Source organism: Pseudomonas sp. SDO52101_S400 (genome assembly GCF_054071635.1).
This window is the reverse complement of the sequence record NZ_JBSVWF010000013.1, coordinates 67032-80085: the sequence shown is the minus strand read 5'-3', so window position 1 is coordinate 80085 and position 13054 is coordinate 67032. Positions and strand designations below refer to the sequence as shown.

12 protein-coding genes are annotated in these 13054 nt (G+C 61.7%); 8 read left to right on the top strand and 4 right to left on the bottom strand.

Translation table 11 applies throughout. From position 1 onward, the window contains the following. Positions 1 to 11 precede the first annotated feature (11 nt). From ACW9HX_RS09125 to ACW9HX_RS09110, 4 genes are all read left to right on the top strand, one after another. Positions 12 to 1730, top strand: a complete 1719-nt coding sequence (locus ACW9HX_RS09125; RefSeq protein ID WP_457380325.1) for a hydrogenase maturation protein — start codon at positions 12 to 14, stop codon at positions 1728 to 1730. A gap of 383 nt (positions 1731 to 2113) precedes the next feature. Next, entirely contained in the window at positions 2114 to 2977 is an 864-nt protein-coding gene (locus ACW9HX_RS09120) for a LysR family transcriptional regulator (protein ID WP_457380347.1), read from the top strand. Between the two features lie 109 nt (positions 2978 to 3086). Further along, positions 3087 to 4232: a sterol desaturase/SRPBCC family protein gene (locus ACW9HX_RS09115; RefSeq protein ID WP_457380324.1), complete on the top strand. Its 1146-nt coding sequence runs from the start codon at positions 3087 to 3089 to the stop codon at positions 4230 to 4232. A gap of 56 nt (positions 4233 to 4288) precedes the next feature. Continuing rightward, on the top strand, positions 4289 to 5305 hold the full coding sequence (locus ACW9HX_RS09110; protein ID WP_457380346.1) for an SMP-30/gluconolactonase/LRE family protein: 1017 nt from the start codon (positions 4289 to 4291) through the stop codon (positions 5303 to 5305). Positions 5306 to 5382: 77 nt separating this feature from the next. Here the strand turns inward: ACW9HX_RS09110 and ACW9HX_RS09105 are convergent, their stop codons facing one another. The 4 genes from ACW9HX_RS09105 to ACW9HX_RS09090 all read right to left on the bottom strand — a co-directional run bounded on the left by ACW9HX_RS09105 (position 5383) and on the right by ACW9HX_RS09090 (position 8978). Next, positions 5383 to 5553, bottom strand: coding sequence for a hypothetical protein (locus ACW9HX_RS09105; protein ID WP_457380323.1), 171 nt, complete (start codon positions 5551 to 5553; stop codon positions 5383 to 5385). A 109-nt stretch (positions 5554 to 5662) separates the two neighbouring features. Then, positions 5663 to 5905, bottom strand: coding sequence for a YdcH family protein (locus ACW9HX_RS09100; protein WP_007959466.1), 243 nt, complete (start codon positions 5903 to 5905; stop codon positions 5663 to 5665). Positions 5906 to 6046: 141 nt separating this feature from the next. Then, on the bottom strand, positions 6047 to 8158 hold the full coding sequence (locus tag ACW9HX_RS09095) for an ATP-binding protein (protein WP_457380322.1): 2112 nt from the start codon (positions 8156 to 8158) through the stop codon (positions 6047 to 6049). Positions 8159 to 8288: 130 nt separating this feature from the next. Next, positions 8289 to 8978 (bottom strand): GntR family transcriptional regulator, encoded by a 690-nt coding sequence (locus tag ACW9HX_RS09090; RefSeq protein ID WP_457380321.1) that lies wholly within the window; start codon positions 8976 to 8978, stop codon positions 8289 to 8291. Between the two features lie 151 nt (positions 8979 to 9129). On the opposite strand from ACW9HX_RS09090, the gene ACW9HX_RS09085 reads away from it, so the two are divergent. Genes ACW9HX_RS09085 through ACW9HX_RS09070 form a run of 4 tightly spaced genes read left to right on the top strand, consistent with a single transcriptional unit; the run spans position 9130 to position 12987 of the window. After that, positions 9130 to 10215, top strand: a complete 1086-nt coding sequence (locus ACW9HX_RS09085; protein WP_457380320.1) for an ABC transporter ATP-binding protein — start codon at positions 9130 to 9132, stop codon at positions 10213 to 10215. A 1-nt stretch (position 10216) separates the two neighbouring features. Then, positions 10217 to 11134: an ABC transporter permease gene (locus ACW9HX_RS09080; protein ID WP_457380319.1), complete on the top strand. Its 918-nt coding sequence runs from the start codon at positions 10217 to 10219 to the stop codon at positions 11132 to 11134. Then, positions 11131 to 11919: an ABC transporter permease gene (locus tag ACW9HX_RS09075; protein WP_064597101.1), complete on the top strand. Its 789-nt coding sequence runs from the start codon at positions 11131 to 11133 to the stop codon at positions 11917 to 11919. The genes ACW9HX_RS09080 and ACW9HX_RS09075 overlap by 4 nt, the downstream gene beginning before the upstream one ends. A 15-nt stretch (positions 11920 to 11934) precedes the next feature. Beyond that, complete coding sequence (locus tag ACW9HX_RS09070) at positions 11935 to 12987, top strand: extracellular solute-binding protein (RefSeq protein WP_457380318.1); 1053 nt, start codon at positions 11935 to 11937, stop codon at positions 12985 to 12987. Positions 12988 to 13054: the final 67 nt, after the last annotated feature.

The window sequence follows — 13054 nt, the reverse complement described above, 5'->3', positions numbered from 1 at the left end:
GAAGAGCAATCATGCGATCACTCAACATCATTCTTTTGTCGTCGGCGTTCAACGGTCTGACCCAGCGCGCCTGGCTGGACCTGCGTCAGGCGGGACACTCGCCCAGCGTGGTGCTGTTCACCGATGAGGCCGCCGTGTGCGAACAAATCGAAAACAGTGGCGCCGACCTGGTGATCTGCCCGTTTCTCAAGGACCGTGTCCCCCATGCGCTGTGGAGCAACCCGCAACGTCCGGTGGTGATCATTCACCCCGGCATCGTCGGCGATCGCGGCGCCAGCGCACTGGACTGGGCGATCATGCGCGAGCTGCCGTCCTGGGGCGTGACCGCCCTGCAAGCGGTGGAAGAAATGGATGCCGGCCCGGTCTGGGCCACTTGCGAATTCAACCTGCCGACAGGCCTGCGCAAATCCGAGCTGTACAACGGTCGTGTCAGCGACGCGGCAATCCGTTGCATCCGTGAAGTGGTGGAGAAATTCATCGAAGGTTTTGTTCCGGTGGCCCTGGATTACGCTGATCCCAAAGTTCTCGGACGCCTGCAACCAAACATGAAACAGGACGACCGCACCTTCAGCTGGCACGACTGCTCGCACTTCATCAAGCGTTGCATCGACGCGGCGGACGGTCAGCCCGGCGTACTCGCCAGCCTCGCTGGCGGGCAGTATTACGTGTATGACGCGCACCTTGATCAGCGCACCGGGATGCCAGGCGAAATCCTCGCGGTACACGACGACGCAGTGCTGGTGGCGACGGGTGATCACAGCCTGTGGATCGGCTCGCTGCGACGCAAACCGCAACCCGGCGAAGAAACCTTCAAGCGTCCGGCGCGACATGTGCTGGCCGGGCAACTCTCGCACGTGCCAGTGCTGGACTGGTCGATTGCCAACGCGCCGTTCAGCGACGAGGCGTATCAGCCGATCCGTTATCGCGAATCCGGGCAGGTCGGCGAACTGACACTGGAGTTCTACAACGGCGCCATGAGCACCGAGCAGTGCCAGCGCATGGTCGAGGCTCTGCGCTGGGCCAAAGCCCGCGACACTCAGGTGCTGTTGGTCAAGGGCGGACGCGGCAGTTTCTCCAACGGTGTGCACCTGAACGTGATTCAGGCCGCCGAGGACCCGGGCGCCGAAGCCTGGGCCAATATCCAGGCGATCGACGATGTATGCGAGGAATTGCTCAGCGCGCGGCAACTGGTGGTCTGCGGAGTCACCGGCAATGCCGGCGCGGGCGGTGTGATGCTCGCGCTGGCCGCTGACATTGTGTTCGCCCGTGCCGACATCGTGCTCAACCCGCATTACAAAAGCATGGGCCTGTACGGCTCGGAATACTGGACCTACAGCTTGCCCCGCGCCGTCGGCCCGGCCATGGCCGAACAATTGACTCAGGCCTGCCTGCCGGTCAGCGCTGCGCAGGCGCTGCAACTGGGCATGGTCCAGGAAATCGGCCCGCGTTGCCCGGACGAGTTTGGTTTGTGGTTGCTGCAACGGGCCAACTCAGTGCGGACCGATCCGACGTATGCGGCGGTGCGTGAGCGCAAGCTGCGGGTCGATCATGAGCTGATCCGCCAATGCCGCGAAACCGAACTGCAAGAGATGCAGGAAGACATGCTGTACAACCGCAATCAGTTTGCCGAGAAGTGCCGCAATTTTGTCTACAAGCGCAAGACTTGCTGCACGCCGGCGCGGTTGGTGGAGGGTTGGGCTCGGGTGGTTGAGACCGATCTGGTCAGTTGAATCGTTAGGGCCGCTTCTCCCCTCACCCTAACCCTCTCCCGGAGGGAGAGGGGACTGACCGAGTTGTGTTGCGCTATACATCGACCTGAAAAATCGTGTCGATTATGGATTCAAAGCCAAACTTTCAGGTCGATGTATCTCGTCAATATCCCCGGATCGCTCCCCTCTCTCTCCGGGAGAGGGAACTGACCGAGTTGTCTTGCGCTATACATCGACCTGAAAAATCGTGTCGATTATGGATTCAAAGCCGAACTTTCAGGTCGATGTATCTCGTCAATATCCCCGTATCGGTTCCCTCTCCCTCGGGGAGAGGGCTAGGCGGGCGGCGTTCCGATGAGGCGCTTTTGACTTACAATGCCGGCACCTCAACCACCGGCCCACCCATGGACATCGACCTCGCCCGCACCTTTCTGGAAATCGTCCGCCACGGCAGCCTCGCCGCCGCGGCAGAAAAGCTGTTTGTCACGCAAACGGCAATCACCGCCCGCGTACAAAAGCTCGAAAGCCAGTTGGGTAGCACGCTGTTCGTGCGCAACCGCGCCGGGGCGCGCCTGACCGCCAATGGCGAGGCCTTCGTGGTTTACGCCAATCAACTGGTGCAGACCTGGGAGGCCGCACGCCGCGACCTGCCGTTGCCCGAAGGTTATGACAACGTGCTGCACATCGGCGGCGAGGTCAGCCTGTGCAACCCGTTGATGCTCAGTTGGGCTGCCGAACTGCGCGAGAAGATCCCAAGCCACGCCCTGCGCATGGACATCCGCGACGGCGAAAACCTGCTGCGCCAGCTCGAACTCGGCGTGCTGGACGCGGCGTTGGTCTATCAACCGGAATACTGGCCGGGGTTGCAAGTCGAGCAAGTGCTGGAAGAGAAACTGATCCTGGTCCGAACCCCAAACCGCCCTTCGCCCTACGTGTACATCGATTGGGGCTCCGACTTCCGCCGCCAGCACGACGCCGCGCTGCCGGAAAAGGCCAAGGCAGCCCTGAGCTTCAACCTCGGCCCGTTGGCCCTGCAATACATTCTGGAGAACGGCGGCAGCGGCTATTTCCGCACCCGGGTGGTGCGCACCTATCTGGAAAGCGGCGCACTGGAAATCGTCACCAAAGCGCCGGAATTCGGTTATCCGACCTACCTCGTCTATTCCCGCGACCGTGACTCGGCAATCCTGCAACAGGCGTTCGACCTGCTGCGCGAAGTGATCAGGGCCGATGACGACTGGTCGCAACGCTGGAACCCGTTGAGCTGAAGAACGCTATGTACCGGAGCATGGCAGTTGTGACCTCCAGGTAGCGCCTGCACAAACGGCGGGATCGGCTAATCTGCCGGGATAACGACAATATCTGCAGGTGACCGCAGTGAGGCAGACCACCGAGGCATTTCGCAGCCGCTATCGCGCGGCGATTCATCCGCTGTACAACCCGTGGCTGCATGGCGCCTTCGTGCTGCTGTTCGGCGTACTGGCGATCGGCGCGTTCTGGAGCAGCGCGCATCAGGTGCGGACGCTGGAGTGGCTGGCCGTGCCGCTGACCTTGCTGTTCTTCAATTTCGGCGTGTACGTGGTGCACCGCCACCTCGGCCATCACAAGAAAGCCTTCGCCAAAATGTTCTACGCCCGCCATGCCGGCGACCATCACAGTTTCTTCACCCCCGGCCACATGACCTGGGACAGCGCCCGCGACTGGCGGGTGATCCTGTTTCCGGCGTGGCTGATCGTCGTTCACACGCTGGTGATCACCCTGCCCCTGTGGTGGCTGTTTGCGCAGGTCAACGCCAACGTTGCCGGGTTGTTTGGCGGCAGCATGGTGCTGGGCTACCTGACCTATGAAGTGTTTCACGCTTGCGAGCACTTGCCTGCGCAACATCCGCTGAGTCGCCTGCCGTGGATCCGCCAGATGCGCCGCCTGCACGAGCTGCATCACCGGCGCGAACGCATGCAGGAGCGCAATTTCAACATCGTCCTGCCCCTGATGGATTACCTGTTCGGCACCCTCTACTGGGAGCCGGAACCAGTCCCCCTGACCGACTCGAGAACGCCCATGACCCGCATGCAGCATCCGATCGACATCGCCGGCGAGCCGATTGCCGTACTCGCCTACGCCGCCACCGTCAGCCGCTGGCCGGAGTGGCACCCTTCCTCGCTGAAAATCGATGGCCCCGCCGGCCCGTTGCATGCCGGTGCCCGTTTCGAAGAAGACATTCATGCCGGTGGCCGCGAAGGGCATTTGAGCTGGGAAGTCACCGAATACCTGCCGGGGCGACGCTGGTGTGCCCGAGCCCAGGGCGATCATGGCTTGTCATTGCATCTGACCTACGAATGCTCGGCCGCTGGCGAAGGCACGGCCTTCGTGCGGACCCTGGATTACCGCTTCGAAAGCCTGGGCATGCGCATTGCCAATCAGTTGCTGCTCAAACGCCGCATCGAACGTGAATCGGCGGCCTCGATGCTGGCCCTGCGCGACCGGGCAACCCGGCATCTGTCTCTCGCGGGAGCTCACGTGTGAAGTTGCGCCATCTGATCCTGCTGCTGGTGATTTTGATTCTGGCCTTCCTGTTGCTGATGCCGACCAAAGTCGAGCCAGTGGCGTGGAAGCCACAAGCGGCTCCGTCCTTGACCGAAGGGGTCTACGCAGACAATCAACGCCTCAAAAGCGCGAAGCAGGTCGGCCCGAACGATATCGAAGGTCCCGAAGCCCTGCTACTTGAAAACGACTTTCTGATCACCGGGCTGCATGACGGACGCCTGATCCGCACCAGCCTCGATGGCCAACAGCGTCAGGTCCTCGCCGATACCGGCGGACGCCCGTTGGGCCTGGCGCGGCACCCTAACGGTTTGCTGGTGATCGCCGACGGGGTCAAGGGTTTGCTGTCCCTTGATGCCCAGGGTCGGCTGACCGCACTGACCACCGAGGCCAATGGCCTGAAGTTCGGCTTCACCGATGACGTGGCCATCGACAAATCCGGGCATTACGCCTACTTCAGCGATGCCTCAAGTCGCTGGGGCTACGGCCACGACGGCGAAGCGATCATCGAGCACGGCGGTGACGGGCGTCTGCTGCGCTATGACTTCCAGACCGGCAAGACCAGCGTTCTGCTCGACAAGCTTGAGTTCGCCAACGGCGTGACCCTCGGCCCGGACGACGCCTATGTGCTGGTCAACGAAACCGGCGCTTATCGCATCAGTCGCTACTGGCTGACCGGACCAAAGGCCGGCACCCATGACCTGTTCATCGACAACCTGCCGGGGCTGCCGGACAACCTCGCGTTCAATGGCCGGGATCGTTTCTGGGTGGCGCTGTACACGCCGCGCAATCCACTGCTCGATCGCACCGCCGGCCATCCGCTCGTGCGCAAGATGATCGTGCGGGCGATGACCGTCCTGCCTAAACCTGTGGAGAAGCGAGGGTTCGTATTGGGACTGGATCTGGACGGCAAAGTGATCGCCAATCTGCAGGATGCCAGCGCCGGCAATTACTCGCCGATCACCACGGCGCGCGAGTATGGCGACTGGTTGTATTTCGGCTCGCTGAAGGCGACGCATATGGCGCGGTTGCCGCTGGATGCGGCCTTGAAATGAAGGCCTGAAATTCTTGTTGAACCGGCGTCCGCCATCGCTGCGATGCGGCGGGCCGACGATCCAGCGATGGCGGACGGTCAGTTGCTGGATCGATCGAATTTTTCCGGGTCTTCATCTTCCGGCACATCCGCGATCTTCCGTTCCTCCTCAGGATGGTGGACGGTATGCGCCGGACTGTTGGGCTCGGGATGGGTGGGAACCGGGTCGAATGCGCCCTGCTCCTCACTGGGGAATCTGGTTTTGTTCATGAGGCACCTCGCAGAGAGTCGTTAAGTGAAGACTCTGTACATTCGAGGTGCCGTTCGGGGCTGTCGTTCCAGTCGTTTCACCGCCGAGGGGCGATGACGCGACTGACGGTCAGGTTCGAGCCTGCAACTGCTCGACGATCTTGTCTTTGACCTGCAAGCGTTTCTCTTTGAGTTTCTTCAGGGTGTCGTCGCTCGGCGCATCCGAGGTCGCCGTCTCGGCCTTGACGACTTCGGCGTCCGCCTGGGAATACTTGTTGATCAGTGCATCCAGATGTGGATCCGCGGTGCGTCGTTGCTGGATCTCTTCCTTTGTAAGTTTCAAGTCCTGTAACAAATCATGGGTCACCGGCATGGAACACCTCCGTCAGTTGATCGGCAGCCAACGCGACCGATTGCGCTGGCCAATTATCAGAATGGCCTCGGTTGACCGGTTCTGTCGACCACCTGTCAGACCAGCGGTGTCCGTTCGTCGCCCTTCGTCAATCAGCGACAGTCAGGCGCTCAACACCGCACGGATCATCTGCAACAGCGCCTCAGGCCCGTAGGGTTTGCCGAGCAGGTGGGTGTCGGGGCTGAGCTGGTGATTGCGCGAGATGATGTCGCGGGTGTGGCCGGAAGTGAACAGCACAGCCACCGCCGGCATCTGCACCTTGGCCCACGCCGCAAGGTCGGAGCTCTTGATCAGTCCGGGCATGACCACATCGGTGAAGATCAAGTCGACCCGGGCACCTTCCAGCAACATTTGCATCGCCGTGTCACCATTGCCGGCAACCAGCACGCGGTAACCTTCTTCGCGCAGCAGCTCGACCGCCGAGGTACGCACCGCCTCGTTGTCCTCGACTACCAGGATGGTTTCGTTGCCGCCCGCCTGCTGTCGACGCACGCCTGGGGTGTCATCGAACAGCGGCCGCAGACTGCGCGGGAAATACAACTGCACCCGCGTGCCCTCGCCGACCTGGCTGTCGATCTCGACATGCCCACCGCTCTGTTTGACGAACCCGAACACCATGCTCAGCCCCAGCCCCGTGCCCTGGCCATCGGCCTTGGTGGTAAAGAACGGTTCGAAGACCTGCTCCAGCATGTGCGGCGCAATGCCCACGCCGCGGTCACTGACCGAGACCCGGACAAAATCCCCTGGCAGGATGCCCTTGCCGGCGCAAAACGCCCGATCCAGCGAGGTATTGGCGGCTTCGAGCACAATGGTGCCCTCGCCCTTCATGGCGTCCCGGGCATTGATCGCCAGATTGAGAATGGCGTTTTCCAGCTGATTGCGGTCGACGTTGATGTGCCACGGTTCTACGGGCAACTGCACGTCGATCTGAATGGTTTCGCCCAGTGCCCGTTGCAGCAACTCGCCGACGCCTTCGAAGATCTGCCGTGGATCGCACACCGCCGGCGACAGCGGCTGACGGCGGGCAAACGCGAGCAGTTGCGAAGACAGCTTGGCGCCGCGTTCCACCGCCGCCAGCGAGGCGCTGACCCGACGCTGGACGTTGGCATTGTTCGGCTCATGCCGCGCCAGCAGATGCAGGTTGCCGGCGATCACTTGCAGCAGGTTGTTGAAGTCATGGGCCACGCCGCCCGTGAGGCCGCCGATGGCTTCGAGCTTCTGCGACTGGCGCAATTGCTCTTCGGCACTCAGGCGCGCCTCGACTTCATCGGCCACACGCTGTTCGAGGTTACGGGTGAACTTGAGCAGGGATTCTTCGGCGGTCTTGCGTTCGTGGATGTCGATCAGCACGCCCGGAAAACGGAACGGCTGGCCCTGCTCATCGAATTCGCAACAGCCGCTGGCCAGCACCCACAGATGGCTGCCATCGGCGCGGATCACGCGATACTCGGCGTTGTACGGTGCGCCGGTGCGCACCGAGTTCTCGACGCACTCCTGCACCCAGCTGCGGTCATCGGGATGTATGTGCGCTTCGGCAATATGCTGCGGCAGGTTGCTCAGGTCCTGGTCCGGCGGAAAGGAAAATGTGCGGGCGAATCGCTCGTCGGCCGACAGCACGTTGTTTCTCACGTCCCAGACAAACGAGCCCAGCAGGGCCCCGGCGTTCAGCGCCAGGCGAACCCGTTCGTTGTCGGCGCGATAGGCATCTTCAGCGGCCTGACGCAGACGCTCGGACAACACCAGTTCAGTGGTTTCCACCACCATCGCCATCACGCCCGAAGGCACCCCGGCATCATTGGCAACCGGGCTGTAATAAAGGTCTAGCCAGACATCCTCGGGCACGCCATCGCGTAGCAGCACCAGTACTTTGTTGCGATATTCAAGCGTGCCGCCCGCCAGACAGGTGTCGACCACATGCCGGTTGAAATCGGCGACCTCCGGCCAGCCCAGTTCCACCGGTGATCCGAGCAGATACGGATGCCGTCCGCCAGCGAATCGGGAATAGGCGTCGTTGTAGATCATGTAGCCGGCATGGCCCCAGAGCATGACCATCGGCAACGGCGAGGCCAGCATCAGCTGCACCGTGCTGCACAGGCTGGCCGGCCAGGTTTCGAGGGGGCCCAGATCGGTCCCGCTCCAGTCAAAGGCGCGGATGCGTCCGGCCATCTCGCCCTGCCAGCCGTCACACCCGTGGCTATCGGATAAAAACTGCATCGACTGCTTCAACGCCTTGTGGTTGGTCCGCTCGATCGCTACGCCCGATGACGTGGCACCCGTCTGTTTCGAGCACGCCGGGCAGCGATGGTTTCATAGAGGTATAGCCGATTTCACTGGCGGCAGACACTCAGACCTCGATCAGGTGCTTGAGCGGATGGTAGCCGGTCTTGAGCTTCGCAGCGACGTCGAGAATCGCCTTCTGGATGCCATCCAGATGCATGCAGGTCAGCTCGATGGCTGCGCTCTGATTGCCGGCCTCGATGTACTCGATCAGGCGAAGGTGTTCGTCGTCGCGACAGGCTTCGTGGCTGTCGTCATCCAGCGCTGCGGCGTACAGCGAGGCGCGGGAAATCAGCTTCTGGAACCAGTCGAGCAGTACCGGGTTGTTGAGGCTGCGGGCCAATTTGATGTGGAACTCGCCGAGCAGGTGAATCAACCGCTCGTGGTCGCCGGCCGCATGGGCTTCGTCCTCCAGCAGCAAGTGATCGCGCAGGTCCTGCATCGCGGCGGTGTCCTTGCGCCGGCACAGTTCGGTGACGATGCCGATCTCAATCAGACGCCGGGTTTCGAACAGCGAACGGATCTCTTCATCGCTGGGCAACGACACCGACGCACCTTTATTGGGCTCGGTGGTGACCAGGCCGTCGGCCTCCAGTTGCTTGAGCGCCGCCCGAACCGACGTGCGGCTGACATTGAACAATTCGGCCAGCGATGCCTCGCCCAGTTTCATTCCCGGACGCAGCGAACGCTTGCTGATCGCCTCGTAAACCCCTTGGTAGACGCGGTCGACCGTGGTTTCCAGTTTCTTCTCGGTCATTCGAAAACTCCTTCAGTGCGGGCAACGGTTCCCGGCGCGATCCCTACACGAACGTCAGCCAGGGAAAAAGGGGGTTGCACCCGCAGATTAATCCGGGTATTTCTAAATTGCATTCAGATATTGCATACAATAATTAGAGGATTGCACCATTATGGGTCAACCAATAGCAATTGAAGTGCGTAATGTCTCCAAACGGTACTCCGATGATCCTGGCCTCGCGCCGGCCCTCGACAAGGTGTCGGTGAACATCGCCGACAACGAGTTCTTCACCCTGCTCGGCCCCTCGGGCTGCGGCAAGACCACCCTGCTGCGCACCATCGCCGGCTTCGAACACGTCAGCGACGGCGAGATCCGTCTGGCGGGCGAAACGGTGAACCACCTGCCGCCGTTCAAGCGTCGGGTCAACACGGTGTTCCAGAGTTACGCGCTGTTTCCGCACATGAGTGTCGCGCAGAATATCGCCTTCGGCCTCGAGATGCAGGGTCTTGATCGCAAGACGATTCCGGGGCGGGTCGACGAGATGCTCGCGCTGGTGCAGATGGAGCACTTGGCCGGGCGCAAACCGGCGGAACTGTCCGGCGGCCAGCAGCAACGCGTCGCTCTGGCACGGGCCCTGGCGCCGAAGCCGAAAGTGCTGTTGCTCGACGAGCCGCTGTCGGCGCTGGACTTGAAGCTGCGCAAGGAAATGCAGGTCGAACTCAAGCGCGTGCAGCAGGAAGCCGGGATCACCTTCATCTTCGTCACCCACGATCAGGAAGAGGCGCTGACCCTGTCCGACCGGATCGCGGTGATGTCCGCCGGCAAGATCCTGCAGATCGGCACCCCGACCGACATCTATGAACGCCCGCAGCACCGTTTCGTCGCCCAGTTCATCGGCGACATCAACTTCCTCCCCGGCCAGCTCAAGCGCGGCCAACACAACGAAAACATCTTCGTACCCAATGGCATGCCGGTGGAAATCCCCTGCCCGCCTCAAGGCGTCAATGGCAGCAGCGTGCAACTGGCGTTCCGCCCCGAGCGTTCGCAACTGGTCGCCGCGGATCAGCCCCATCACCTGCGCGGGGTGATCGAGGCGGTGCTGTATGTCGGCACCGCGACCCTGTACCAGTGCCGCTTGAACAACGACATCAAAGTCATGCTGCGAGAAAACAACGAAGGCCTGAACGCTTGTCGCACCGTCGGTGAGCGCGTGGCCGTGCACCTGCCGCCCCAGGCCTGCCTGTTGATGGAGGCCTGAGATGAGCGTCAGCAGCACTTCCCCCTCCCTTAACCGGGCGCTGTTGCTCAGCCCGGTGGTGTTGACCCTGCTCGCCCTGATCGCCATTCCGCTGGGGATCATGGGTTACATCAGCCTGCTGCCACGCAACACCTACGGCGGCGTCGACTGGCAGGCCCAATGGCAACTGCAGAGTTACGTGCAGCTGTTTTTCCAGGAAGGTTTCGACGGCGAACTGGAGCTGAACTGGGTCTATGCCCAGGCGCTGTTGCGCTCGGTGTTCCAGGCCGGCGGCACCACAGTGCTGTGTTTCCTGTTCGGATTTCCGGTGGCGCTATGGATGTCGAGCCTGACCCCGCGCCGGCGCAACCTGATGGTGTTGCTCATCACCATTCCGTTCTGGACCAACCTGCTGATCCGCAACTACGCGTGGCTGATCATCCTGCGCGAACAGGGCTGGGTCGCCCAGACGCTCAACGCGCTGTTCCCGAGTGCCGGCGGCATCACCCTGCTCTACAACGATTTCGCGGTCAGCGTCGGTCTGGTCTACAGCTTTCTGCCGTTCATGATTCTGCCGATCTACTCGACCCTGGAAAAACTCGACTGGCGTCTGGTGGAAGCCGCCTATGACCTGGGCGCCAACCGCTGGCATGCACTGCGCCGGATCATCCTGCCGCTGTCGATGCCCGGGGTGATTGCCGGCGCGCTGCTGGTGTTCGTGCCGAGCCTCGGCGCCTTCATCACCCCGGCGATTCTCGGCGGCGGCAAAACCCTGATGATCGGCAACCTGATCCAGCAGCAATTCGGCACCGCGCGCAACTGGCCGCTGGGCAGTTCGCTGTCGTTCCTGCTGCTGGGGATTCTGCTGTTGTCGCTGGTGCTCTACGCCCTCTACAGCCGCAGCGCGGCGAAAAACCTGAACCGGGGAGCGAAAGCATGATCTCTCTGCACCTGAAGAAACTCCCGGCGACCCGGGAAATCAGCCTGCTGATCCTCGCCTATCTGTACGTGCCGATCCTGGTGTTGATTGCCTACAGCTTCAACGCCAACCGCTCGGCGACGGTGTGGACCGAGTTCTCGTTCGCCTGGTACGGGCGGATCCTGGCCAACCCGTCGATCCAGACGGCGGCGCTGAATTCGATCATCGTCGCGACCATCGCCACCGTGTGCGCCACAGCGATTGCGTTGCTGGCAGCGCTGGCGACTTACCGGCCGTTTTACGGGCAGAAAATGGTCGAGGGCGGGATCAACCTGCCGCTGATCCTGCCGGAGATCGTCACCGCCGTGGCCACCCTGCTGCTGTTCATGGCGCTGGGGATCAAGCTCGGTCTGATGACAGTGATCGTCGCGCACATCGGCTTCTGCATTCCGTTCGCCTACCTGCCGATCCGCGCGCGCCTCAACGATCTGGACAAGAGCCTGCTGGAAGCCGCCAACGACCTGTACGCCAACCCGTGGCAGGTGTTTCGCCGCGTGACCCTGCCGCTGCTGTGGCCGGCGGTGTTGTCCGGTTCGGTGCTGGCGTTCGTGGTCAGCCTCGACGATTTCATCATGACCTTCTTCGTTGCCGGGCCCGGTTCGACCACGTTGCCGGTGTACATCTTCTCGGCGATCAAGGCCGGCGTGACACCCGAGATCAATGCGATCTCGACCCTGATGCTGGTGATTTCCATCGTGCTCGTGGTGCTGGCCTTCTGGCTCGGCCAACGCGGCAAACAACAATAAACCTGGAGCGCTCTCATGAAATTGAAAAACATGCGTCTGGCAGTATCCGGTCTGGCCCTGAGTTGTTTCACCGCGTTCGGCGCCCACGCCGCCGAGCCCAAGCAATTGTTCTTCTACAACTGGACCGATTACTACCCGGTGGACCTGCTGGCCAAGTTCGAAAAGGAGACCGGAATCAAGGTCACCATGGACGGCTACGACAGCAACGAAACCCTGCTCGCCAAGTTGCAGGCCGGCGGCGCGGCGTATGACGTGATCGTGCCGTCGCAGTCGATCATGCAGACGCTGATCAAGCAGGATCTGCTGCTGGAAATCGACACGCCCACCCTGAGCAACTTCCAGTACGTCAAAGGGCCGTTCCGCGACCCGAGCTTCGACCCGGGCCGCAAGTTTTCGGCGCCGTACCTGTGGGGCACCACCGGGTTTTCCTATGACAGCGCACGGGTGCCGGGCGGCAAGCTCGACGATTCGTGGAAGGAATTCTTCGAACCGCGCAAGGAACTGCAAGGCCAGCTCGCCGCCCTCGACACTTCCAGCAGCGTGATCAACGCCGCCAGCCATTACCTGAACGTCGACGAATGCACGGAAAACCCGCAGGACGCCAAGCGCATCCTCGAGCTGCTACAAAAACAGAAACCGTTTTTGAAGATGTACAGCTCCGACAACACCGTCGACCGCATGGCCTCAGGTGAGGTGATCATGATGCAGAACTGGAACGGCTCGACGGCCCGGGCCACGTTGCAGAAGAGCACGATCAAATACGTGTACCCGAAAGAAGGCCTGGCGATGTTCCAGGACAACTTCGCCGTACCGAAAAGCGCCCCGCATCCGGGCAACGCGAAGATCTTCATCGACTGGATGATGAAACCGGAAAACGCCGCTGCCGTGTCCAACGCGATCGCCTATGCCAACGGGATTCAGAGCGACCAATTGCTGGATGCGAAATGGAAAGTCATGGACGCGATCAACATGCCCGAGGAATACGCCTCGCGGCTGCGGCCGGAGAAGGAATGCAGCAACAAGGCAAGGGAGCTGCAGGATCGGATCTGGTCGAAGCTCAAGGGTTGATCCGAAACCGCTGCCCTCACCCTAACCCTCTCCCGGAGGGAGAGGGGACTGACCGAGTTGTCTTGCG

Coding starts and splice junctions, on each gene's coding strand:
- ACW9HX_RS09125 (WP_457380325.1), top strand. CDS start 12: ATGCGATCACTCAACATCATTCTTTTGTCGTCGGCGTTCAACGGTCTG.
- ACW9HX_RS09080 (WP_457380319.1), top strand. CDS start 10,217: ATGAGCGTCAGCAGCACTTCCCCCTCCCTTAACCGGGCGCTGTTGCTC.
- ACW9HX_RS09085 (WP_457380320.1), top strand. CDS start 9,130: ATGGGTCAACCAATAGCAATTGAAGTGCGTAATGTCTCCAAACGGTAC.
- ACW9HX_RS09110 (WP_457380346.1), top strand. CDS start 4,289: ATGCCGACCAAAGTCGAGCCAGTGGCGTGGAAGCCACAAGCGGCTCCG.
- ACW9HX_RS09105 (WP_457380323.1), bottom strand. CDS start 5,553: ATGAACAAAACCAGATTCCCCAGTGAGGAGCAGGGCGCATTCGACCCG.
- ACW9HX_RS09070 (WP_457380318.1), top strand. CDS start 11,935: ATGAAATTGAAAAACATGCGTCTGGCAGTATCCGGTCTGGCCCTGAGT.
- ACW9HX_RS09090 (WP_457380321.1), bottom strand. CDS start 8,978: ATGACCGAGAAGAAACTGGAAACCACGGTCGACCGCGTCTACCAAGGG.
- ACW9HX_RS09075 (WP_064597101.1), top strand. CDS start 11,131: ATGATCTCTCTGCACCTGAAGAAACTCCCGGCGACCCGGGAAATCAGC.
- ACW9HX_RS09100 (WP_007959466.1), bottom strand. CDS start 5,905: ATGCCGGTGACCCATGATTTGTTACAGGACTTGAAACTTACAAAGGAA.
- ACW9HX_RS09120 (WP_457380347.1), top strand. CDS start 2,114: ATGGACATCGACCTCGCCCGCACCTTTCTGGAAATCGTCCGCCACGGC.
- ACW9HX_RS09095 (WP_457380322.1), bottom strand. CDS start 8,158: ATGCAGTTTTTATCCGATAGCCACGGGTGTGACGGCTGGCAGGGCGAG.